Raw genomic sequence first — 23,427 nt, 5'->3', positions numbered from 1 at the left:
ATGTCAGGCAAACAGGGCATGGGACTTTTCGGTAAGCTGCCGGTCTGTAAAATGGTGCAGGGTCAGTATCTTGGCCGGGCATTCCGCCGCGCATATCCCGCACCCGTGACACAGGGCCGGATCGATCCAGGCATGGCCCTCTTTGATCCGGGGAACGTCATAGGGGCAGTTCCGCACACAGACCAGGCACCGGGCGCATTGTTCCGGATGGATATTTTCCGCCACCACCCCGCCCACCAGTATGTGGTCCCGGGAAAGAATCACCGAAGCCCTTGCCACGGCCGCCTGGGCCTGGGCAATGGTTTCATCCAGGGATTTGGGGTAATGGGCCAGGCCGGCCAGAAAAATGCCGTCGGACGAAAAATCAACCGGCCGCAGCTTGGCATGGGCCTCGTTCAAAAACCCGTCCGCATTCACCGGCACCTTGAACAGCTCGAACAGCTCCCTGTTTTCATGGGGCAGCACCGCCGAAGCCAGCACCACGGCATCCGCAGATATGGCCACATCCATCTTGAGAATCCGCTCTTTCACCGTGACCTGAAGGCTCAGGTCTTTGGATGACGAATCCAGCCCCTCCGGGGTGGTGACCCTGGGGGGTGCCTCCGGTTCATACCGGATGAACAGGATCCCTTTTTTCCGGGCCTCGGTGTACAGGTCTTCTTTCAGGCCATAGGTCCGGATATCCCGGTACAGAATATAGATATCCATATCCGGATGCTCCTGTTTGAGCATCAGGGCTTTTTTAATACTCACTGTGCAGCAGATCCGGGAACAGTAGGGGCGCTGGTCGTTTCTGGATCCCACGCACTGGATAAACACCACGGTTTTGGCCCCATGGATCCCATGGCCCGGTTCTGTCATGGCCCGGTTCAGATCCAGGTGGGTATATACCCGGGGGTGACGGCCGTATGCATATTCATCGGGCACCGACTCTTTCCCGCCGGTGGCCAGGATCGTGGCCCCGTGCCGGACCGTGACCGCGACCGGTTTGCCGTCATCGGCCCGGGTCATGATCCGGGTGGTAAAATTGCCCAGGACCCCGGCAGTCTCCACCACCTCGCTGTTTTTGTATATCCGGACCCGGTCATGGCTTGACAGGGTTTCCGCCAGGTCCGAGACAAACGGCGGTACCGGTTCTCCCTGTACCGTTGTCAGCAGGTGCCCGGCCACGCCCCCCAGGGTGTCTTCCCGCTCAACCAGGGTCACGGGATATCCCTGGCAGGCGGCTGACAGGGCCGCGGTCATGCCCGCCACCCCGCCGCCCACCACCAGCAGGGATCTTTCGACATTCAGGGGAATCTGGTAAAGGGGCTGGGCACAATTGGCCCTGGCCACGGCCATGGCCACCAGGTCTTTGGCCTTGGCCGTGGCCTGGTCCGGGTTGTTCATATGCACCCAGGTGTTCTGGTCCCGGATATTGGCCATCTCAAACAGATACTTGTTCAATCCCGCCTCCCGGATGGTTTCCTGGAACAACGGTTCATGGGTCCGGGGGGAGCAGGACGCCACCACTACCCGGTTGATGCCGTGCTCGGCAATCACCGCTTTCATCTTGTCCTGGGTGTCCTGGGAACAGGTGAAAAGATTGTCCTCCACATGCACCACATGGGGCAGGGTCCGGGCAAATTCGCGCACCGCCGGCACATCCGCCACCCCGCCGATGTTGATGCCGCAGTTGCACACAAACACCCCCACCCGGGGCAGCTGACCGGAAAAATCCTGCTCCGGCGGCAGTTCCCGGGTCCGGGTCAGGCTGCCCCGGGCCGGTGCCAGGTCAGCGGCCGCACCGGCGGCCGCAGCCGAAGCCTCCATCACGGACTGGGGAATGTCCTTGGGTCCCTGGAACACCCCGCAGACAAAAATACCGCTGCGGCTGGTGGCCACAGGAGACAGGTCGGATGTACGAGCAAACCCGTGGGCATTGACATCGATCCCCAGATTTTCCGCCAGTTCACGGGTCTGTTCCGTGGTTTCAAGGCCCACGGAAAGTACCACCATATCGAATGTTTCCGTCTCAAGGCCCCCCTCTTCTGTCATATATTTCAACACCGGATTCTGATCTGCATCGCATTCCACAGTATGGACCCGGGACCGGATGAACCGGACCCCTTTTTCCTGTTCCGCCCGCTGGTAATAGCGCTCGAATTCCTTGCCGTGGGTCCGCATATCCATGAAAAATACGGCCGTATCCAGAGGCCGGGGACTATGTTCCTTGGCAATAACGGTCTGTTTGGCGGCGATCATGCAGCATACCGAGGAACAATACCCGTGACTGCACGGGTTTTCGTCCCTGGACCCCACACACTGGAGCCAGGCGATCTTTTGAGGTTCCCGAAGGTCCGAGGGCCGCACCAGATGTCCCTGGAACGGTCCGGATGCAGACAGAATCCGTTCAAATTCCAGGGAGGTGACCACATTGGGGTTGCCCGTATAGTTGAGATGGGCCAGTGCAGACGGATCAAACGCCTTGAATCCCGGTGCCAGGATCACTGCCCCCACATCCAGAGAAACGGTCCGGGTGGCCATGGTATGGTCCACCGCCCCGGCCAGACAGGCGTCCACACACTGGTAGCACTCGGAGCAAATGCCGCAGGACAGACACCGGGCCGCTTCCCGGTCGATCAATTCTTTGGCCAGGGCCCGGGTCACCTCCTTGAAATTGCCCTCTCTTTGTGCCACGGGCAGTTTTTCCGGCGTGATCCGCTGGATCTGCGGCACATTGTCTATTTCCGGTTTTTCAAAATCCCAGGATTTTTCACGGCCTTCGGCCAAATCCAGGCCGTTGATAAACCGGTGAATGCTTTCCGCCGCAGTCTTTCCCGATGCCACTGCATCCACCACGGATTTGGGACCGTAAAATGCATCCCCGCCGGCAAACACCCATTCAACAGGGGTCTGCAGGGTCACCGGGTCCGCTTCATACCCGCCCGGCAGGGTCAGGGCGATGCCCTGGTCTTTGGCAAATTCAGTCTCTCCCATCTGGCCGATGGCCACGATCACGGTATCTGCTTCATGGGTGATCAGCCGGCAGTCATCGTACCGGGGATTGAACCGGCCGTTTTCGTCAAATACCGATGTGCATTCCTGGAAGGAGACTTCCGTGACCTTACCGTCCTCATCACCGTAGAACCGCAACGGCCCCTTGCTGTTCACGATATTGACCTTTTCCTCCAGGGCCTCTTCGATCTCATAATCCCAGGCCGGCATCTCTTCTCTTTTTTCCAGGCACACCATGGTGACATCGTCGGATCCCAGGCGCCGGGCGGTGAGTGCCACATCCACGGCCACGTTGCCACCGCCGATGACAATGGTTTTGCCGGACAGTTTGTCCGCCCTGCCCATGGCAGCATCCCGCAGAAATGTGGTGCCGGCCAGAACCCCTTTCAGGTCTTCTCCTTGGACACCCAGAGAACGGGAACCGTGCAGGCCCGTGGCCATGAACACCGATGCAAATCCGTCTTTTTTCAGGCTGTCCAGGGTGATGTCCGTGCCGAATGCCACCCCGGTCTTGATCGTAACCCCCAGGGCTTCGATCACGGCAATCTCTTTTTCCAGTTCCGCTTTCGGCAGCCGGTATTCTGGAATACCCACCGCCATCATGCCGCCTTTTACCGGCAGTTTTTCATACACCGTCACCCCGTAACCCTTCTGGGCCAGGTAATAGGCTGCCGTAAGTCCGGCCGGGCCGGATCCAATAATGGCCACTTTTTCTTCTCTTTTTTCTGCAATTTCCGGAATCCAGGGAGATTGTTGTTCAAAATCCAGGTCTGCCAGAAACCGGTGCAGATACTGGATGGCCAGGGGCTGGTCTGCATCGCCTCTGGTGCACACCGCTTCACAGGGATGGTGACAGACCCGGCCGCAGGCCCCGGGAAACGGATGTTCCTGCTTGAACAGCTTCAGCGCTTCCGCATATTTTTCCTGCTGCATCAGGGCGATGAACCCCTGGATGGACACATGGGCAGGACAGGTGGCTTTGCACGGGGCTACGGACCGTTTGTCGATGGCCCAGGCCCCGGGCATTCCCTGGGGATAGAGTTTATAAATGGCTTTGCGGCTTCCCAGTTCCTGGTCAAACCGGTTGGGAACCGTCACCGGACAAACCTTGGCACACTCGCCGCAGGCCGTGCATTTGTCCAGATCCACAAACCGGGCCTGTTCTTCCAGGGTTACGGAAAACCGGCCAGCCTCACCCATGATGCCGGTCACCCGGCTTCTGGTGTGCAGATCGATGTTCAGATGACGGCCCGCTTCCACCAGTTTGGGAGAGATCACACACATGGCGCAGTCATTGGTGGGAAAGGTCTTGTCCAGCTGGGCCATGACCCCGCCGATCTGGGGTTCCTGTTCCACCAGATGAACCAGAAACCCGGAGTCCGCCAGATCCAGTGCCGCCTGAATCCCGGCGATCCCGCCGCCAACCACCAACACTGCCCCGGTTTTTTCTTTCTGTGTCATTGCCCCTCCTCTTTTAGGTACTAAAAGTTGACATTTCCAACCGTTGGCTTTCTTCATCTTCAAAGATACGTCTGCCGCCGTTGAAAACGGATCGACCCTTTTGTCCGGTCTGGTTTCCCCGGTCAGAACCGAGATGACCTGCCTAGCGGGCCTGCACGCTTCTCACCAGCCCGCTGAACACTTCCCGCAGATCCTTCTGGGAAACCAGGGGCATCCGGTCGCACAGATCTTCCTCCGGGTCTGGAAAGGACAAGGATGCAGGCCCGCTTTGCCGCCGTTTCTTTTGCGTGATCTCATAACAGACCATGGGGACCTCTGTCTGGTGGGGTTTCCCCTTGCTGTTGGTATCCAGCCAGGTGTCACACTGGTCATGGGACCCCACAAAAAGAATGTACAATGACGACTTGTCCTTGAGGCTGATCAGGCGGTACCCTTTTCCCAGGTCATACTTGAACAGCCTTCTGATCCGGGCATCCTTGGTTTTGGACAGACGGCCGGCCCGGGCCATGATGATGCCGTTTTTCAGGGCATCGATAATGGCCTCGGCCCGTTCTGCCGCAATTTTCGGCGCATTGTCCTGTGCCTTCATCTGTTCCAGGATTTTTTCCACTCTGGGATGGATTTGCAGTGTTTCAAGCATGCATGTCCTCCTGTTATGATCCGCAGCACCCACCTCCGGTACCGCAAGAGCTGCATCCCCCGCCTCCCAGTTCCAGGCTGGATGAGATATTAAACCCCATGCCCGTATAATCCACCGTCACGGGCTGGGCCTTTTTCAGTAGCTCGGTTTCCATGATATAATCCACATCGCCCTGGGTGAAGACAGTATCCGCCTCTTTTGGCTGATCCAATGCCATGGCCAGTGATGGTCCCCCGCATCCGGATGTGATAAAAAGCCGGACCGGTGATTTTTCCTTGCCGTCAAAATATTTGGCCACCTCTTTCCGGGCAGCCTGGGTCACAGTAATCATGTGTGTCTCCTTTTTGGTTGATATAAAAGTTTTAAGTGTTCAGTTTTAAGTTTTAAGCGAATGCCTCATTGCTTATATTTTCATCATTTGTTGTGGTGTCTCAGTGCATGCGTGTTATTCCAGCTACTACCGGATCTTTGTCCGGCAGATGAGTTAAAACTCCCCGGGGGTTTTGTTCAGATACGCCAGGGTAAATACCGGCCCGTCCCTGCAGACCAGTTCCTGTCCGATATTGCACCTGCCGCACATGCCGATGCCGCATTTCATCCGGTTTTCCAGGCTCATGAGAATATTTTCGTCCCCGTATCCCAGGTCCGCCAGAACCGGCCGGGTGAATTTGATCATCACCGGGGGACCGCATACGATGGCCACTGAATTGCCGGTACTTTCCGGGGCACATTCGCCTGCCACCGCAGGAACAAATCCGGTGTGATGGGGCCAGTCCGGGTCATCTGTCTCATCCACCGTGATATGCATGTTGATCCCCGGCTGTCTGCACCACTGGTCCAGTTCGTCCTGATACAGCAGCATGCCGGGATTTCTGGCACCGTATACCACATCGATGGTGCCGTATTGGTCCCGGACATCCGGCTGCATCAGGGTAATGATGGTCGACCGCAGGGTGGTAAAGGCGAACCCGCCCCCGATGATCAGCAAATTTTTCTTTGTCATCTGTTCCAGAGGAAACCCGTTTCCCATGGGCCCCCGGATGCCCATGACATCTCCTTGTTTCATGTTATGTAAAAACGTGGTCACTTTGCCGGTTTTGAATACGGTAAATTTGACGATCCCTTTTTCCGACGAGGCGGAAGCGATGCCGATGGGAATTTCCCCCACCCGGGGAACCGAGAGCATGGCAAACTGACCAGACCGGTAGGAAAATGCGGCCTCATCCGCTTGGTGAATGAATGCAAACGTAAAGGTTTTCAGGGACCTGTCCGCGGTTTCGGTTTTGATCTCTTTGATGGTCACCGGATACGGCTCATACGGGTTGTTCATGTCACCGCCTCCAGACGGCTCAAGGCCTGATGAATGGTTCGGATATCGATGCCGGCGGGACATAACCGGATGCACCGGCCGCATCCCACGCACATGGGACCGGCCCCGTATTTGTCGGCAAAATACTTGAGCTTGTGCATAAACCGGTTCCTGAACCGCTGCCACCCTTGCTGGCGGGGGTTGTGGCCGGATGCATGGGCCGAATACAAGGCAGACATGCACGAATCCCATAGTTTGAGGCGGACCCCTTTTTGCCCCCGGGCCTCGTCCTGAATGTCGAAACACCAGCAGGTGGGACACACAAACGTGCAGGTGTTGCAGTTGATGCAGCCGAATGCCAGGGCTTCCCAATCCGCCTGCTCATACAGATCCAGGGTGGAAACAGGGTCCAGGGAGCCGAATTCCCGGGGAGACGTCATTGATTTTTCAGCCCGGGTTTTCAATTCGGCAATGGTTGAGGCAACGGCCGTTTTTTTCTCCGCCGGTATGGGGACCAGCCCGGCGGCCCGGGCAAAGGCCTCACCCTTGTCTGTCAGGATTTTGCCCGCCAGTGCATCTCCAAGGTCCACCAACAGCATATCCAGCCCGGTCTCGTCAAAGGGACCTGTGCCGCAGCTGGTACTGAAATTGGCCGGGTCCGGCTGATTTTCCGCCAGCCCCACCAGGGTGAGGTTCTCAAACCGGGAAAGAAAAAACGGATCTTTGTATTCCGGGGTGTCAAAATTGTATTTCAGCAGGTGCAGGGCTTTGGCATCATAGGGCCGGATTCCTACGGCCGCCTGGGGCGGCAAACCTGCCAGGTCCGGCCCTGTCCAGTCATTCCCGGAAAATGTCAACAGGGGATCGGATGGGGGAAACACCACTGCCTTGGGTGACACCAATGTATGTTGGTAGCTCAGGTCCGGGGTCTGACCGGGTTCCAAGTGTCTGAAAGTGTGACCGTGGAAGGTTTCCACCGGCCCGCTGAGAATATAGGTGTCCTGTGCCCGGGCCATGGCACGGGCCAGTTCGGTTTTTTTGATGATGATCATAGAAGAAAATCCTTCACGCTATAGATAATCCGTTACTTGTGGAAATTTTAGGCATTTTACCGGAAAAAATCATTGGGGTCATTGACCTGGAACCTGTCCAGAACCGGCCGCTGATTCGGATTCAACCCGGCTTCCTCCCCGAAATGATTCACACAGTCCATGATGGTTTTCCGGGTAAAGGACCGGACCCTGATATTCATGGGACAGGCAGCCTCGCACGCCCCGCAGTCCGTACACCGGCCGGCATCATGAAACGCCCGGACCAGGTGATAGGTTGTCACATCCACCGGGTCCGGGGTCTTGCCCACCCACTGGGGCGAAGATTCATCCACAAAACAGGTGGGGCAGTAACACAGGGGACAGGCATCCCGGCAGGCATAACAGCGGATGCAGTCTTTGAGCAGGTGCTGGAAATACGCCTGTTTTTCCCCGGGATCCATTTTCTGGACAGCAACCACATCCGCAAACCGGTCCGGCAGATCCGGTTCCGGCACCTCAGGACCTGCCAGCGCGTCATAGATCACCGGATTGTGCCGGATGCAGGTGACGCAGTTGTCCTGGAGCAGGTCCTGCCGGGACAGGGTATGGGTGGTTCCTTGCGTGGTTTCCACTTCGATCTGTTCCCCCCGGTCGTTCACGCGGATCAGATCCCAACCGCCGGCAGCGGCCCGGAGTTTGTTTTTATCCGCCATGCCGGAACAGGGAACCCCGATGATATACAGATCCTTGCGGTTCACCCGGTTTTCAGTCATCTGAATGACCAGGTTCCGGCTGTCGCATCCCTTGGCCACGATTCCGGTCCGGCCTTTGAGGCCCGGCACGAATGTGGCCAGGTTCATGCGGCAGTTGCAGTTGAACACCAGCTGGTCCGCCTCTTTTGGGTTACGGGCCAGAAAGGGCCGGGTGACGGCAGCCAGGCTTCCCTGGCAGAATCCCACCACCTGGTCCACTTTTTTCTGGGCCAGCAGGTCTTTGGCCATCTGCCGGATCCGGGTTTCCATCTCCTTCATCAGGCCACCTCCGGCAGCTGCTTGACCAGTTTTCCGGCCGGCCCCAGGGCCCGGATATCGGCAATCACCTGTTGGGCCACCTCGGCAAACTTGACCCCCTCGGCCGAGGAGATCCAGGAAAACTGCAGGCGGCCGGGTTCCAGCCCGGTATATTCCAGCAGCTCTTTGAGCAGAACAAATTTGCGCCGGGCATAAAAGTTGCCTTCAATATAATGGCAGTCACCGGGATGGCACCCGGAAATCCAGACGCCGTCCGCACCGCAGCGGATGGCATGGAGCACCATTTTAACGGACACCCGGCCCGAACAGGGGATCCGGATGATTCTCATGTTGGGCGGGTACTGAAACCGGCTCACACCGGCCAGGTCCGCAGCCCCGTAGCTGCACCAGTTGCACAGAAAGGTGATGATTCTGGGTTCGAATTCAGTCATATGCTTAAACTCCGCTTAAAAGGCATGGTCAATCATGGCCATGATCTGTTGTTCTTTATATCCCATCAATTCCACGGCACCGGACCGGCAGGAGGCGGTGCACAGGCCGCATCCCTTGCACAGCACCGGGTTGACCCGGGCCTTTCCCGCATCCCGCCCGTCTGGGATCATTTCAGGGGCGTTATAGGGACACACGGCCACACAAACCCCGCAGCCGCTGCAAACGGCGGTATTTACCTGTGCGGTATTGCCCAGGGTCTTGATTTCATGCTTGGCAAACAGGCGGCTGACACCGGCGGCCGCTGCCTGGGCCTGGGCAATGGATTCATCAATGGGTTTGGGATAATGGGCCAGGCCGCATAAAAACACCCCGTCCACGGCAAAGTTGGAAGGGGCCAGCTTGACATGGGCTTCGGCAAAAAACCCGTCGCTGTCCATGGGCACTTTGAACAGTTTGGCCAGGGCATCCTCTTTCCGGGACACCACTGCCGATGCCAGCACCACCAGGTCCGCCGGAATCCGGACCGGCTGCCGGAGCACATGGTCCATGACCGTTACGGTCAGGCCGTCTTTTTCCCGGGTCACATCCGGTTTGTTGTCTACACTGTACCGGATGAACACCACCCCTTTTTCCCGGGCTTCCTGGTAGAGCCGCTCTTTTTCCCCGTAGGTGCGGATATCCCGGTACAGGATATATACATCCATCTGCGGGTTCATCTCTTTGAGGTGCAGGGCCGATGCAATGGAATGGGTACAGCAGATCCGGGAACAATAGGGCCGGTCCGGCTCCCTGGACCCCACGCACTGGATGAACACGGCGGTTTTTGCCGTGGTCACCAGGTCATCGTTCTGCATGATTTTCTCATCCAGGGAAAGTCCGGTGATCACCCGGGGGGACTTATTGTACAGATATTCATCCGGCTGAAATTCTTTTGCGCCCGTGGCAATCACTACTGCCCCGTGCCGGACGGTGATATCCCCTGCCGGACCGGTGATCCGGGATTCGAAATTGCCCACAAATCCGTTCACCCCGGCCAGGGTACTTTCCAGATGTGTCCGGATCCGGTCATGGTCCAGCACCCGTCTTTGCAGCGCTTCCAGACCGGTCTGCACATCCGCACCCGTGGCGGTCTGCAAAATCCGGTTGGCCTGGCCTCCCAGACAATGTTGTTTTTCCACCAGGGTGACGTCAAATCCCTGATCTGCCATGGACAGGGCCGCACTCATGCCGGAGATCCCGCCCCCCACCACCAGCAGGTCCTTGTCCACGGACAGGCTTTCCTCTTTGAGCGGGGTGAACAGGGCCACCTTGGCCACGGCCATGGCCACACTTTCCATGGCCTTTTTTGTGGCCGCCTCCGGGTCATCCTTGTGGACCCAGGAGTTGTGGTTCCGGATATTCACCATTTCAAACAGATACTTGTTCAATCCGGCCTGGGCCAGGGTCTCCTGGAACAGGGGTTCATGGGTTCTGGGACTGCATGCGGCCACCACCACCCGGTTCAGCCCTTTGTCCCGGATAATGCCGGTGATGATCTCCTGGGCATCCTGGGAACAGGAGTACAGGTTGTCATCGGCAAATGCCACAAACGGCAGGGCAGCGGCAAAATCTCTCACCGCCCCCACATCCACCACACCGCTGATGTTGATGCCGCAGTGACAGACAAACACGCCGATGCGCGGCACCTCGCCGGTCACGTCCCGCTCGGGAACTTTTTCCACGGTTTTTACCAATGTGCCCCGGCTTTTGGAAACGGCCGTACCGGCACACAGGGCCGCAGATCCCGCCTCGATCACGGACTGGGGAATGTCCTTGGGACCCTGGAATGCACCGCACACATAGATGCCGTCCCGGGAGGTGGTGGTGGGGGAAAAAGAATGGGTGTTACAGAAACCGGATGCCGTGAGATCGATGCCGATTTTTTGGGCAAAGGCCCGGGTTTCTGCATCGATCTGCATGCCCACGGACAGTACCACCAGGTCGGCATCGGTCTGGGCCGCTGCGCCGGCCTCGTCGTCGAAATAATCCAGGGTGGGGCAGGGTTTGTCCGGGGCCTGGTACACGGAATGGACCCGGCACCGGACAAACCGGATGCCGTGCTTGTCCCTTGCCTCGTTGAAGCAGGCCTCAAACCCCTTGCCGTGGGTACGCATGTCCATGTAGAAGATGGTGCATGCCAGGGAGGGATCATGTTCCTTGGCAATGATGGCCTGCTTGATGGCGTACATACAGCACACAGACGAACAGTGGGCATTGTCGCACCGGTTGATGTCCCGGGAGCCCACGCATTGCAGCCAGGCGATGTGACGGGGTTCGGCCCCGTCGGACAGCCGGGTGACATGACCTTTTTTCGGACCGGATGCCGACAGCAGCCGTTCAAATTCCAGGGAGGTCACCACATCCTTGAGCTGGTGCCAGCCGTATATCGGCGAATCACCGGGATGGTACGCCTCAAACCCCGGGGCCAGGATCACTGCCCCCACCTGCAGGGTAAGGGTTTTATCGGTATCATTGAAATTGACGGCACCGGCGGGGCACACTTTTTCGCAAATGCCGCACCTGTCTTTGGTCAGCTTGATGCAGTGGACCGGATCGATGACATATTTGAGGGGAACGGCCTGGGCATAGGGGACATAGACGGCTTTTCGCTTATCCAGCCCCTGGTTGTAGACGTCCGCCACTTTTTTAGGGCATTTTTCCGCACAGGCCCCGCAGCCCACACATTTATCCAGGTCCACGTACCGGGCCTTCTGAAAGATTTCAACAGAAAAATTGCCTTTTTGCCCCTGTATATCCTGAATCGTGGCAAGGGTGACCAGTTCGATATTGATGTGCCGTCCCACCTCCACCAGTTTGGGGGACATGATGCACATGGAACAATCATTGGTGGGAAAAGTCTTGTCCAGCTGGGCCATGACCCCGCCGATGGCCGGACCCTGCTCCACCAGGTAAACGAAAAATCCGGAATCCGCCAGGTCCAGGGCCGCCTGGATGCCGGCAATACCGCCGCCGGCCACCAGGACCGCGCCCACCGGGGAATCGGATGTATTTAAAATGGGAGTACCCATAGAATCTCTCCTTTGTGTCAAAGCCCGTATTCGGCCAGGTCCGGTCCCAGATAGGTCCGCTCGTTTTCACCCAGAATGCCCATGGACAGGCAGATCAGGGTCCACAGATGCACCGTGTAATAGTCACCGCCATGGGCATGGGCCATATCTTCGATCTGGGCATGGCAGTTGTGACAGGGTGTCACCACATAATTGGCCCCCGTGGCCTGGATCTGATCGAACTTGGTTTTGCCATATTGTCTGCGTTCATCCGTGTACCCGGCCTGGAGGGCCCCGCCCCCGCCGCCGCAGCAGAAGTTGTTGGATTTGGCGGGCGCCATGTCCACAAAATTATCTTCCCCCACCACCTGTTTGACCACATACCGCAGGTCATCGGCAAACCGGTCTCCCAGCGATTTTCTCACCACATTGCAGGGATCCTGGACCGTGAATTTGATACCGGTCGTATTCCAGCCGGATGCGACGGGCAGTTTTCCCTCCCGGATCCATTTGGCGTAATATTCCACAATGCTTCTGAATTCAAATTTATGGGGGATATTGAACCGCTGGAGACCGGACCAGACCGCAAAAAAGGAGTGGCCGCATTCCGTATTGAGAAACACCTTGCAGCCCAATTTGTCGATATGTTCGGCCTGTGCCCGGACGATCTTTTCCCAGGATGCATCATCGGCCAGGAACATGCAGTAGTTTTCTCCCCCCCACATATCGGAATAATAGGTCCAGTCCGCCCCGACCTTGTGAAGGATCTTCCACAACGGCATGAGCTCATCCGGCTCGGTCACGGGTTCCCGGGAGTTCTGGTTCAAAGCGAAATAGGCCCCTTCCCGGTCCAGGTCCACGGTAAGCTCTTCAAACCCCTCCTGCTCCCGGCACTCTTCAGCCACATCTTCCACCGTGAACTGAAAGTCTTCCAAAGGCACGCCCATGGCCCCGCCCCGGGAGCGCACATGGTGGTCGCAGGACCCCAGGATGCCTTTGGGCCGTTCTTCCCTGGGCCACTGGGACCGCAGGTAAAAGATGAGCTGGGGAATGTTGAGTTTCATGGGACAGGCATCATAGCAGCGATTGCACATGGTGCAGACCCATACCCAGGGATGACGTTCCAGTTCCCGGTCCAGGCCGAAAACCGCCATGCGCAGAAATTTTCTGGGATCCATATCCATCAGACCCGTGGCAGGACAGCCACTGGTGCAGGTACCGCAGGTCAGGCAGGCCGACAGATTGCCGTCGGGGATGAGTTCTTTGACTTTGTCGCTGATCCCGTTGGAAGAACGGGTCAATTGAATTACTTCCGGCATCATATCTTTCCCTCCACAGGGTGATCATTTTAATGGTCACACATCACCCGGAATCAAAGGAAAGGATTTATCCGCCGTCAGGTCACGGTCCCCCCTTTTTTCCCGGGAACATTCAGCGGCTGCCGAACACGGGCAGCGCTGTTCTCATTCACTCATTGTCTGCCGGGATAATACCGCATGGTTTTCTTCCTCATTTCAGGGTTATGGGCCGGACCGCTTCGGTTTCAGGGAAGCAATCCGTGTTTTTTCCTGGTGTTATTAGTAAAAATCATGGATTTTGGCAAATTGATAATATTAATGTATTGTATTTTTCTCATAGATTTATCAAATACAATCTGTTTGATTCAATTTTTCCTTTCCTGACCAGATCTATCCCTATCATAGATAAAAGCTATAATATCTGTGATGTTCATTTGATCAATCAATTTGATTTCAAAACCATCCGGGCGTATGAAAAACCATCTGCAGCATTGTGCAACAACCCGACAACGAATGGAGGTGCCATGAAAACAGACCAGCAGATCGAGGCAGCAGCGGCCCAGCGGCCGCCCGTTATCTGGCTCCACTTCAGCGAATGCACCGGGTGTTCGGAAACTTTTTTGCGGACCTCGGATGTGGGGGGGGATCATCCTGGAAACCATTTCCGTTGAATACCATGAAACCATCATGGCAGCCTCCGGACATCAGGCAGAGCAAAACCTGCACAATGCCGTCAAACAATATGACGGCAAATTTGTCTGTGTGGTGGAAGGGGCCATTGCCACGGCCCATAACGGGGCCTACGGCAAAGTCGGGGGCAGAACCTTTCTGGATATCGCCTGGGACGTCATCCCCCATGCCGCTGTCACCATTGCCATCGGCTCCTGTGCTTCATACGGCGGGGTGTCTGCCGCCGCCCCCAACCCCGGGGGATACAAAGGGGTGACCGATGCCATCGGCGCGCCGGCCATCAACCTGCCGGGCTGCCCCATGAATCCTTTGAACCTCTTAGGCACCATTCTCAAATACCTGAACAATGAACCCATGGAAATGGACGGATACGGCAGGCCGTTGTTTGCCTATGGCGAAAGCGTTCACGACCGGTGTCCCCGGCTGAAACATTATGAAAATTTCGAGTTTGCCACGGAATTTGGGTCCAAAGAGGTGGAAATGGGATACTGCCTTCTCGATCTGGGATGCAAAGGCCCGGAAACCTATAATAATTGTCCTACCGCAAAATTCAATGACAGCACCAGTTTTCCCATCCAGGCGGGGCATCCCTGCATCGGGTGCAGTGAACCCGGTTTCTGGGATAACATGACCCCGTTTTACGAAGAGACCTGATGACAGCTCACCGGAGAACAAAAACAGATCACAGAACAAAAAATCGGGTATGAAGCCTGATACCAAAAGAAAGGAAAATGATTATGGGCCAACGAATCCTTATTGATCCCATTACCAGAATAGAGGGGCATTTACGCATTGAAGTGGAGGTGGAGAACTGCCGGGTCAAAGATGCCTGGAGTTCAGGCCAGATGTTCCGGGGCATAGAAATGATGCTCAAGGGCCGCGATCCCAGGGATGCCCACCATTTTGTCCAGCGGTCCTGCGGGGTGTGCACCTATGTCCACGCCCTGTCATCGGCCAGGGCCGTGGAAGCGGCCTGCAACAACACCACCTATCTGGCGTATGGGGATTTTCCCCGCAAAGGCGTGGACGATGACCTGCTGCTGCCCGGCGGGGTCCTGATGGGGGACCTTACACCCAAACCCCTGGACACGAATCTGATCACCGAAGATGTCACCCGGGGCTGGTATGAACCCGGAGAATCCAGACATCCCTATCAGGGTGAAACCAAACCCATACCGGCGGAGGTCACATATAACACGGATGACAAGTACTCCTGGATCAAAGCCCCCCGGTATGACGGCAGATCCGCAGAGGTGGGTCCCATGGCCCGGAACCTGGTGGCCTACACCCGGGGTCAGAAAGATGTGAAACAGCTGGTGGACCATGTCCTTTCCACTCTGGGCGTGGGCACGGAGGCGTTGTTCTCCACGCTGGGCAGGACCGCTGCCAGAGGGATTGAAACCGCTGTGGTGGGCAATGCCATGGAAACCTGGATTGATGAACTGCGGACCAATATCGCCAGAGGGGATAAAGAGATCTACCAGCCCTGGACCATGCCGGACACGGGCATGGGATACGGGCTCAATGATGTCCCGAGAGGGGCTTTGGGCCACTGGATCGAAATCGACAAGGGCATGATCAAAAATTACCAGTATGTGGTTCCCTCCACCTGGAATTTAGGACCCAGGGATGCGCAAAACCAGAAAGGGCCGGTGGAAAATTCCCTGATCGGCACCCCCGTGGCGGATCCCAAACAGCCTCTGGAGATCCTGCGCACGGTCCATTCCTATGACCCATGCATTGCCTGTGCCATCCATGTGATCGATCCCCACACCAATGAAACATACAAGGTCCGGGTTATCTGACACTGATCATCTGAACCGATCGCGGACATCCGGTGCCGGCACCGGATACATTGACACAGACCCATACAAAAAAAGATTTGAACTTATGACAGATAATATCACCGTGCTGGGAGTGGGAAACATCCTGTACCAGGATGACGGGGTGGGCATCCGTGTGGTGGAAGCCCTGTCACAGGGCTATGACTTTTCCGACAATGTCTCCATAGTGGACGGTGGGGTTCTGGGGATCAACCTTTTAGGGATCATCTCCCAGGCTGGCCGCCTCATTGTGGTGGATACCGTCATCAACCACGGCCGGCCCGGACCGTCAGCACCCGCATGGGGCAGTATTACCTGGACCGGTGCATCGGCTGCGGCCTGTGTGTATCTGTCTGTCCTGTGGAAGCCGTAACCTTTGTGCCCAAATTCGGGGCAGACTATCGGTATTTTCAGAATACGCCGGCAATAGAGGAAAAATATAACGGCGGCATCCTCATAGACGATTACCTTGATATCCTGAAAAGGACGGGATGGTATCATACCCATATCATCCAGGCGCCTCTGTCGTCCCAGCGCTTCAGTGCCGGAGTCGTTTCTGCAATGCAAAAAAAAGCATATTGGGCGTTACCAGTCGAAATGACCTTCAACGTCATGCCGCCCGCGTCAATGTGACATCAACATCAATGCCTAATTTTTCAAGCATGGATACCAGGGTATCGATGGTAAACAGATCGATTTTTCCTCTCATAAGATCACTGATACGGGGTTGTGTCACACCTGTTTTAATGCTGGCTTCTTTCTGTGTCAGTTTATTTTTCTGAATATATTCGCGGATTTCTATCATTAACCGGCTTCTGATAAACAGGTTTTTAGCAACAGCCGGATCTTTTTCCAGAGCGTTAAAAACATTTTTGTATTTCTTATTCATGGCAAACGTTTCCTTTCTTCCTGTAACTGTTTCAATCTTTTCCTTGCCAGACCGATATTATCTGAAAGAAATTGAAAAAAATTCATCTGCCGGGTTGCTGTGGGCCTCCCGGCATCGACCCGAAAAAAAGCAACCTGTATTTTTACAGAGACAGCAAAGGCAACGAGGTGGATCTGGTCTGTGTCACGGGTACCGACCTTTTTCCCATAGAAATCAAAGCCGGGATGGTCATGGTCATGTAACAGGCGCTGAGCCTGGTCAGGGGAACGCCGGCCTTCTGACACACTGGCTTTCAAAATGCAGATGGTTCCGGTAAATGGGATGTGCAATGGAAAGAGATCCGTTCAGAGTACGGGAACGGCAGATGTCTGAACGGCAGGAAAAGTAAAGGCACAGGCGGTCAGGCCTGCGCCTGGAAAAGGGCGCTTAATCAATTGCTCTCAGATAAATTCTGAGGGATCCGTTTTCATCCTGCTTTTCAAAAAGAGCATTGGAAACCTTACAATTCAGAGTTTCGGCAAGGGTTTGCACCATCAACCACTCCTTGTGAACAGCCAGACTCCGGTCATAGATACCGTCCGCCTCGATGGAGAGGTCAATTCTCTGGTCATAGCTAAGATTCAACTGCTTTCTCAGATCCTGGATAAAGCGGTTGAGATTCCGGGCCACTCCCTCGATTTTCAGCGCTTCTGAAATATTCAGATCCAGGGACATCACCAACCCCTTATCGGCCCACACCGCCTCATTGTCACGGATGGGGTGATACTGGACGGAATAGTCCGATGCCTGGATTACGTGGTGAACCACGCTCAGTGTACCATCCCGGTTCTCCCGGAATTCTCCTTTTTCAACCAGCTGCATCACCTTTTTGAGATCTCCCCGAAGCACCGGTCCCACCTTTTTGGTATCGATCATGATCTTTTTTCGGGTAAAGACGTCAGGATTTTGTTCGTGCAGAATCTCCTTAATATTAAGCTGGGTTTTCAGCAATTGAGAGAATCGTTCAATGGTATCCGCATCAATTCCTGACAGGCGGATATAGGACAGGGGCTGCCTCAGATGAACCCTCTGCTTTTCACGAATCCGCCGTCCTCCTTCAATGATGGAGCGGATCTGCCTCACTTCCCGGTTCAGGTCCTCGTCAATCCGCCCGGGTACAGATGCGGGCCAGTTCGCCAGATGAACCGATTCCCCTGTCAGGTGCCGGTAAATATACTCCATAGTGAACGGGATAAAGGGGGCACAGACAGTGCTCAGCTCCAGAAGTATCGTGTACAGGGTGTCAAAGGCATTCACCGCATTACAGGTATCATCCATCACCTCCGTGACCCAGAATCGTTCACGGTTGTTGCGGATATACCAGCCGGAAAGGGTCTCGATGAAATCCAGTATCCGCAGGTAGCATCCCGGAAGTTCATAGGCTTCCACAGTTGCTGCCACACCCTGCTTCAGGTTTTCAAGTTCGCTTAAGATATGGCGGTCTTCCATGTTGTCACCGGTATACTCATGGATGATCTGTCTTGGGGTATACCCCTTTACCAGCACAGCATAGGAGGTGAAAAAATGAAAGGTGTTCCATAAGGGGATCAGGTAGCGCCTCACCGCCTCCCGGACACTATTTTCCGAAAATCGGATGTCTGCCCCCCGGACAACGGCGGAAGAGAGCAGGTAGATCCTGAGGGCATCACTGCCATGTTCCCTCACCACCCCCATGGGATCTGGAAAATTTTTCAGGCTTTTGGACATTTTCCTGCCATCATCTGCAAGAATCACCCCGTGGCAAATGGCGTTCTCAAACGGATGCTTTTCCATGACAGCCGCAGACTCCACCATGAGGGTATAAAACCATCCCCGGGTCTGTGCCACATATTCCACAATGAACGATGCCGGAAAGGTGTTTTCAAAGACCTTCTTGTTTTCAAAGGGAAAATGGACCTGGGCATATGGCATGGCACCGGATTCAAACCAGCAGTCAAGGACCTCGGATACCCGTCTCATCTCTCCGATGCACCCTTCTTTTGTGCATGGAAACCGGATTTCATCACAAAGGGGGCGGTGCAGGTTGGATACCTCCATGCTTGATATCTTTTCCAGCTCCTTGATGGAACCGGGGACAAACAAGTTCTGGCACTGTTCACACTTCCATACGGGAATGGGGCTTCCCCAAAACCGGTTTCTGCTGATGGCCCAGTCCCTGGCCCTTTCCAGCCACTGGCCGAACCGGCCCTCTTTGATGTGGCAGGGAATCCAGTTGATGTTCCGGTTTGCACGGCACATCTTTTCCTTGAACGCCGTTACCTTGACATACCAGCTGCTGATGGTTCTGTAGATCAGGGGGGTGTCGCAGCGCCAGCAATGGGGATAGCTGTGGTGGTAGTTTTCCCTCAGAACCAGCCGGCCCTTCTCTTTTAAATGCCGAATGATCACAGCATTGGCTTCAAACACGTCAAGGCCTTCCAGAAATCCGGCAGCACTGGTGAATTTGCCGTCAAAAGCCACCGGATTAAAGCTTTTGATCCCCATTTCAGTGCATATGGAAAAATCCTCTTCCCCAAATGCCGGTGCAGTATGAACGATGCCGGTCCCGGACTGGGTATCCACAAACGCTCCCGGTAAAATGGTGAACTGATTGGCATCATGGGGATCTGCGGCAAACTCGAAAAGAGGGGTGTATTTTTTGCCGATGAGCGCTTCACCTTTGAACCGCTTAAGGATTTTTGCCTCTCCCAGCTGTCTGGCATAGGCTGCCATCCGCTCTTCAGCCATCACCGTTTTTCCCCATGAGGCTGTCTCCACAAGACAGTAGATGATATCCGGGTTGACGGCCAAAGCCAGGTTGGAGGGCAGGGTCCACGGCGTGGTGGTCCAGGCCAGATAGGAGATGTCCGTGTCTTCTCTGTCCATGAAGGCAACGGTCACCGACGGATCATCTTTCATGCGGTAAGAGTCGTCCAGTCCGGTTTCAAAATTGGACAAGGGGGTCTGGCAGCGGTTGCAGTAGGGCACCACCTTAAGGCTCTCATAAATAAGTCCCTTGTCATAAAGGGTCTTGAACACCCACATCACGCTTTCCATATAGTCGACGTCCATGGTCCGGTACTGCCTGTCAAAGTCCACCCACCTCCCGATCCTATCAACAATAGACTTCCAGTCATCTGCATATTTCAATACAATGTCGCTGCATGCTTGGTTGAACCGGTCTATGCCGTAGGATTCAATGGCTTTTTTTCCGCTGATGCCAAGCGTCTTTTCGATCTCATATTCAATGGGAAGGCCGTGACAGTCCCATCCCCACCTGCGGTCCACAAACATTCCCTTCATGGTGAAATACCTCGGAATGGTGTCCTTGATATAAGAGGTAAGAATATGACCGTAGTGGGGCATGCCCGTCGCAAAAGGCGGGCCGTCATAGAATATGTAAGCTTTCTTGTTCCGATTTTTTTCAAGGGATTGTTGGAACGTGTGGTTGGCTTTCCAGTACGCCAGGATCTCTTCTTCCATTTCGGGAAATCGAATGGATGATGGCACTGATTTCATAAATTCCTTCTCCTTTTCATCATTGGGAGAAAGGACAAAAAAAACCTTTTTGTTTTTCCGTCCTTTCATCGTTAAATGTAAGGACGAAAAACAAAAGGTTTTCCGCGGTACCACCTTACTTCAGCCCCGGCAATGGTTCAATCAGGTGCTGCACTCACAGGGGATGGTGCCTCCCCTTTACCGTTAACGCAGGTAACACGGCCCGAATTAATGACGGTCATTTGAACGTGTTCGACCGGGCTGCTCAGGAGTGATTTTCAAACAAACTTATGCCAGCCGCCTCCCAGCCGATGAGCAGCTTTCTCTCTTGGCACAGCCCCTGTCCTACTCTTCTCCGTCAAGGCATTTGGCCCATACTGGTGCAAGAGCGGAAAAAAGTCAACTGCAATTTTCAAGGCGGGTGATGAGGCCGTTAAAAATTTTTTCGATGACCTGGCAAACGAGGAGGCCCAGCACATGGACCTGACTTTATGACAGTATGGCTTCAACAATGCGCCCAAGGGATTTTTGCGGGTTTATGGATTGCCCTGTTTTTTTCGCAGCCTGCCTGATGCCGGGATCAAAAAGGCATTGTTCCAGGGCCGCCGTAAGCCGGGCTTCCGTTAACAAGGCTCTGGGAATCGGCTCTGGCCCGATATGAGATAAAAAAATCCTTCGGCCGTGATAATATTGATCCAGGATATGCGGGACAATGATCTGGGGAACGCATGAAGCGCCGGCTGTGGCTGTTGTTCCGGCGCCCCCGTGATGGATGACGGCATCCAGTTTGGGAAACAGCCGCAGATGAGGATAATCGCGGATAAAAAACAGATCATCTCCCGGGGTAGTTTCTGTTGAAAGCCCATGAAACCGTGGCAGAATGATGCGCCGGCCCAGATTTCGGGCCGCCTGGATCAGAATGGGGACGATGCTGATCTGGTCTTTCACGGGCATGCTGCCGAATCCGGCATACACCGGCCTTGTCCCTTTTTCAAGAAATCGGTCCAAAGCCGGCACCTGTTCTCCGGCAGTTTCCAGGTGGGGGTACCCGGTCTGAATCCATGTCTGTGTGACATCCCCGGGCATTTTGGCAATCTCCTTGTCAGCCGCAACAATGGTATTTTTTCCCAGGATATGGTCCCAGGCATAGGATACGGGCTCAAGCCCCTGTTTTTTTCTGTATTGGTTGATCAAAAAGGTGATATTGAATTGATCCAGCAGTTCTGCCGTTTTCCATGACATTGTGTTAATGAAAAAAGGCAGGGTCTGTGTCTTCAGAATCGGAAACGGATGAAACCGGGAAGGGAAAAGCTGCGGGGTAAAGGCAATATACCGGTATGGGATATTTTGGGTCTCTGCAACCGAAGCCAGCCCGAACATCAGGGAAGACCCCAGAACCAGATCCGCCTTCCGGATGATGTCCGGCAACCACCTGAACTGTTTCTCAATCTCTTTTCTCACAAACGAAACAAAGGCCAGACCTGCGCGAAAGTTTAACGCATGCTGAAATCCGTCGATAAAGGCCGACACATCTGCGCCAAATCCCTGATAGGGACATCCCAGTCTGGCGGCCCAGGCTGCTTTTTCCGGTGGACCCAGCAGCATCGCATCATGGCCTGACGATTTCAAGGCCAGGCAGATGGCGATCATGGGCTGGACATCCCCCCTGGATCCGGAGGTGGCAAGGATGATTTTCATTTTCCCCTTTGGTTTCACAGGCGGTTATTTGAATAAAGATCCCATGCTCGTCTATAAAATAGCAGAAAGATTCATGCAACCGTTATTATCTCCAGAATCAGAGAGACCGGCCTGATATTCATATTTTCTATATTTTCTTACCAAACATATCAATATTAACAATTTGACTGTGTTCCGGCCCATCAGGTACTAAAACGATGTTTTTCGAATAGGACTGTGTTGAATCAATTTTTTAAAGGAGTCACATCCATGACAAAAAATTTTTGGGCCACCCGCACAGGCATCATTGTGGTGGGGGCGGCCATCGGCGTTCTGGCCCCGCTGCTCCAGAAACTGGGCAACCCCGGGAACATGGGCATCTGCGTGGCCTGTTTTGAAAGAGATATTTCCGGTGCTTTGGGATTTCACCGGGCTGCAGTGGTCCAGTACATGCGGCCTGAAATCATCGGATTTGTGCTGGGATCCCTGGCCGCGGCCCTGGCGTTCAAGGACTTCCGGCCCCGAACGGGGTCAGCCCCGTTTGTGAGATTTGTGCTGGGCGTGTTTGCCATGATCGGGGCACTGGTGTTTCTGGGATGCCCCTGGCGGGCGTTGCTGCGCCTGGCCGGCGGGGACCTGAATGCCATCCTGGGACTGGCCGGTCTGGTTTTCGGCATCTGGATCGGGACCCTGTTTCTGAAAAACGGGTACAACCTGGGCCGGACCCAGAAAACCCATACGGCCGCCGGCCTGCTCATGCCCGTGGTCATGGCGGGGTTCCTGGTCTTGATGCTGATATTTCCCCAGATAGAAGGCGAGCCCAAAAACGATATTCTGTTTTACAGCCTCAAAGGACCGGGCGCCATGAGCGCGCCCCTGATCATTTCCCTGGTCGCCGGTCTGGTGATCGGATTTCTGGCCCAGCGCAGCCGGTTCTGCACCATGGGGTCGTTCCGGGATCTGTTACTGTTCCGCCAGGTGCACCTGTTCACGGGTGTCATCACCCTGCTGGTGGTGGCAGGCATTGCCAACCTCGTGCTGGGTCAGTTTAATATGGGGTTTGAAAACCAGCCAGTGGCCCACACCCTGCACCTGTGGAACTTTGCCGGCATGGCCCTGGCCGGTCTGGCGTTTGCCCTGGCCGGCGGATGCCCGGGCCGTCAGCTGTTTCTGGCCGGAGAAGGGGACGGAGATGCCGCCGTATTTGTGTTCGGTATGATTGTGGGGGCCGGTTTTGCCCACAATTTCGGCCTGGCCAGCTCCCCTGCCGGGGTGGGACCCCATGGGATCGCCGCCGTCATTGTCGGATTCGTTGTGTGCCTGGCCATTGGCATGTCAATGCGCAAACAATAATCTAAGGAGATACAATCATGACAAAAACCATCGATGCCAGGGGGTTGTCCTGTCCCCAGCCGGTTCTCATGTTTCTGGAGGCCGTCAAATCTGCCGGAGATACAGAATTTGAAGTGCTGGTGGACACGGAAGCGTCCAAAGAAAATGTATCCCGGGCCGCGGAAAGCCAGAACTGCAAGGTGACGGATATCCGGGAATCCGGGGATGAATATCATCTGACCATCGTCAAATAA

The 23,427-nt window shown here is 55.2% G+C and carries 20 protein-coding genes and 1 other annotated feature; of the genes, 8 read left to right on the top strand and 12 right to left on the bottom strand.

Features of this window, described 5'->3' with window-relative positions:
• Positions 1-3 precede the first annotated feature (3 nt).
• The 9 genes from K365_RS0102780 to K365_RS0102740 form a co-directional block, all read right to left on the bottom strand.
• A complete protein-coding gene (locus K365_RS0102780) occupies positions 4-4,458 on the bottom strand; it encodes an FAD-dependent oxidoreductase (protein WP_024333411.1) in 4,455 nt (1,484 codons plus the stop codon).
• 142 nt (positions 4,459-4,600) lie between these two features.
• Positions 4,601-5,098: a hypothetical protein gene (locus tag K365_RS0102775; protein ID WP_024333410.1), complete on the bottom strand. Its 498-nt coding sequence runs from the start codon at positions 5,096-5,098 to the stop codon at positions 4,601-4,603.
• A 13-nt stretch (positions 5,099-5,111) separates the two neighbouring features.
• The gene (locus K365_RS0102770; protein WP_006964147.1) at positions 5,112-5,429 is read right to left on the bottom strand and encodes an IscA/HesB family protein; all 318 of its coding nucleotides are present in this window, start codon (positions 5,427-5,429) and stop codon (positions 5,112-5,114) included.
• 153 nt (positions 5,430-5,582) lie between these two features.
• The gene (locus K365_RS0102765; RefSeq protein WP_024333409.1) at positions 5,583-6,428 is read right to left on the bottom strand and encodes an FAD/NAD(P)-binding protein; all 846 of its coding nucleotides are present in this window, start codon (positions 6,426-6,428) and stop codon (positions 5,583-5,585) included.
• Entirely contained in the window at positions 6,425-7,459 is a 1,035-nt protein-coding gene (locus K365_RS0102760) for a 4Fe-4S dicluster domain-containing protein (RefSeq protein ID WP_024333408.1), read from the bottom strand. Before K365_RS0102760 ends, K365_RS0102765 begins: the two co-directional genes overlap by 4 nt.
• A gap of 56 nt (positions 7,460-7,515) precedes the next feature.
• Positions 7,516-8,469 carry a 4Fe-4S binding protein gene (locus K365_RS0102755; protein ID WP_024333407.1) on the bottom strand — a complete coding sequence of 318 codons (954 nt, stop codon included), beginning with the start codon at positions 8,467-8,469 and terminating at the stop codon, positions 7,516-7,518.
• On the bottom strand, positions 8,469-8,900 hold the full coding sequence (locus K365_RS0102750) for a hydrogenase iron-sulfur subunit (RefSeq protein ID WP_024333406.1): 432 nt from the start codon (positions 8,898-8,900) through the stop codon (positions 8,469-8,471). The genes K365_RS0102755 and K365_RS0102750 overlap by 1 nt, the downstream gene beginning before the upstream one ends.
• Positions 8,901-8,915: 15 nt before the next feature.
• The gene (locus tag K365_RS0102745) at positions 8,916-11,969 is read right to left on the bottom strand and encodes an FAD-dependent oxidoreductase (protein WP_029724893.1); all 3,054 of its coding nucleotides are present in this window, start codon (positions 11,967-11,969) and stop codon (positions 8,916-8,918) included.
• 17 nt (positions 11,970-11,986) lie between these two features.
• A complete protein-coding gene (locus tag K365_RS0102740) occupies positions 11,987-13,270 on the bottom strand; it encodes a (Fe-S)-binding protein (protein WP_084489717.1) in 1,284 nt (427 codons plus the stop codon).
• 500 nt (positions 13,271-13,770) lie between these two features.
• Between K365_RS0102740 and K365_RS28620 the strand changes: the two genes are divergently transcribed.
• From K365_RS28620 to K365_RS29295, 5 genes are all read left to right on the top strand, one after another.
• A complete protein-coding gene (locus tag K365_RS28620) occupies positions 13,771-13,917 on the top strand; it encodes a hypothetical protein (protein WP_245569131.1) in 147 nt (48 codons plus the stop codon).
• Positions 13,880-14,590 carry a hydrogenase small subunit gene (locus K365_RS25515; RefSeq protein ID WP_245569130.1) on the top strand — a complete coding sequence of 237 codons (711 nt, stop codon included), beginning with the start codon at positions 13,880-13,882 and terminating at the stop codon, positions 14,588-14,590. The genes K365_RS28620 and K365_RS25515 overlap by 38 nt, the downstream gene beginning before the upstream one ends.
• Before the next feature lie 83 nt (positions 14,591-14,673).
• Positions 14,674-15,741: a nickel-dependent hydrogenase large subunit gene (locus K365_RS0102730; protein WP_024333403.1), complete on the top strand. Its 1,068-nt coding sequence runs from the start codon at positions 14,674-14,676 to the stop codon at positions 15,739-15,741.
• 85 nt (positions 15,742-15,826) lie between these two features.
• A complete protein-coding gene (locus K365_RS0102725; RefSeq protein WP_024333402.1) occupies positions 15,827-16,132 on the top strand; it encodes a hydrogenase maturation protease in 306 nt (101 codons plus the stop codon).
• A complete protein-coding gene (locus tag K365_RS29295) occupies positions 16,060-16,392 on the top strand; it encodes an ATP-binding protein (RefSeq protein ID WP_084489716.1) in 333 nt (110 codons plus the stop codon). The genes K365_RS0102725 and K365_RS29295 overlap by 73 nt, the downstream gene beginning before the upstream one ends.
• On the opposite strand, the gene K365_RS0102715 is transcribed toward K365_RS29295, so the two are convergent.
• On the bottom strand, positions 16,370-16,648 hold the full coding sequence (locus K365_RS0102715; protein ID WP_024333400.1) for a helix-turn-helix domain-containing protein: 279 nt from the start codon (positions 16,646-16,648) through the stop codon (positions 16,370-16,372). The genes K365_RS29295 and K365_RS0102715 overlap by 23 nt on opposite strands.
• Positions 16,649-16,719: 71 nt before the next feature.
• Between K365_RS0102715 and K365_RS27080 the strand changes: the two genes are divergently transcribed.
• A complete protein-coding gene (locus K365_RS27080) occupies positions 16,720-16,890 on the top strand; it encodes a DUF4143 domain-containing protein (protein ID WP_084489715.1) in 171 nt (56 codons plus the stop codon).
• 184 nt (positions 16,891-17,074) lie between these two features.
• Here K365_RS27080 and ileS read toward each other — a convergent pair whose 3' ends face one another.
• Together ileS and K365_RS0102700 are read right to left on the bottom strand one after the other, a co-directional pair.
• Complete coding sequence (ileS, locus tag K365_RS0102705; RefSeq protein WP_034625341.1) at positions 17,075-20,185, bottom strand: isoleucine--tRNA ligase; 3,111 nt, start codon at positions 20,183-20,185, stop codon at positions 17,075-17,077.
• A 76-nt stretch (positions 20,186-20,261) separates the two neighbouring features.
• Positions 20,262-20,535, bottom strand: a binding site (T-box leader).
• 118 nt (positions 20,536-20,653) lie between these two features.
• Positions 20,654-21,862 (bottom strand): glycosyltransferase, encoded by a 1,209-nt coding sequence (locus tag K365_RS0102700; RefSeq protein WP_024333397.1) that lies wholly within the window; start codon positions 21,860-21,862, stop codon positions 20,654-20,656.
• Between the two features lie 249 nt (positions 21,863-22,111).
• On the opposite strand from K365_RS0102700, the gene yedE reads away from it, so the two are divergent.
• Together yedE and K365_RS0102690 are read left to right on the top strand one after the other, a co-directional pair.
• Positions 22,112-23,194 carry a YedE family putative selenium transporter gene (gene yedE / locus K365_RS0102695; RefSeq protein ID WP_024333396.1) on the top strand — a complete coding sequence of 361 codons (1,083 nt, stop codon included), beginning with the start codon at positions 22,112-22,114 and terminating at the stop codon, positions 23,192-23,194.
• 17 nt (positions 23,195-23,211) lie between these two features.
• On the top strand, positions 23,212-23,427 hold the full coding sequence (locus K365_RS0102690) for a sulfurtransferase TusA family protein (RefSeq protein ID WP_024333395.1): 216 nt from the start codon (positions 23,212-23,214) through the stop codon (positions 23,425-23,427).

Source organism: Desulfotignum balticum DSM 7044 (assembly GCF_000421285.1).
In the GTDB taxonomy this organism is placed as follows: Bacteria; Desulfobacterota; Desulfobacteria; order Desulfobacterales; family Desulfobacteraceae; genus Desulfotignum; species Desulfotignum balticum.
This window is presented reverse-complemented; position numbering and strand designations above follow the sequence as displayed.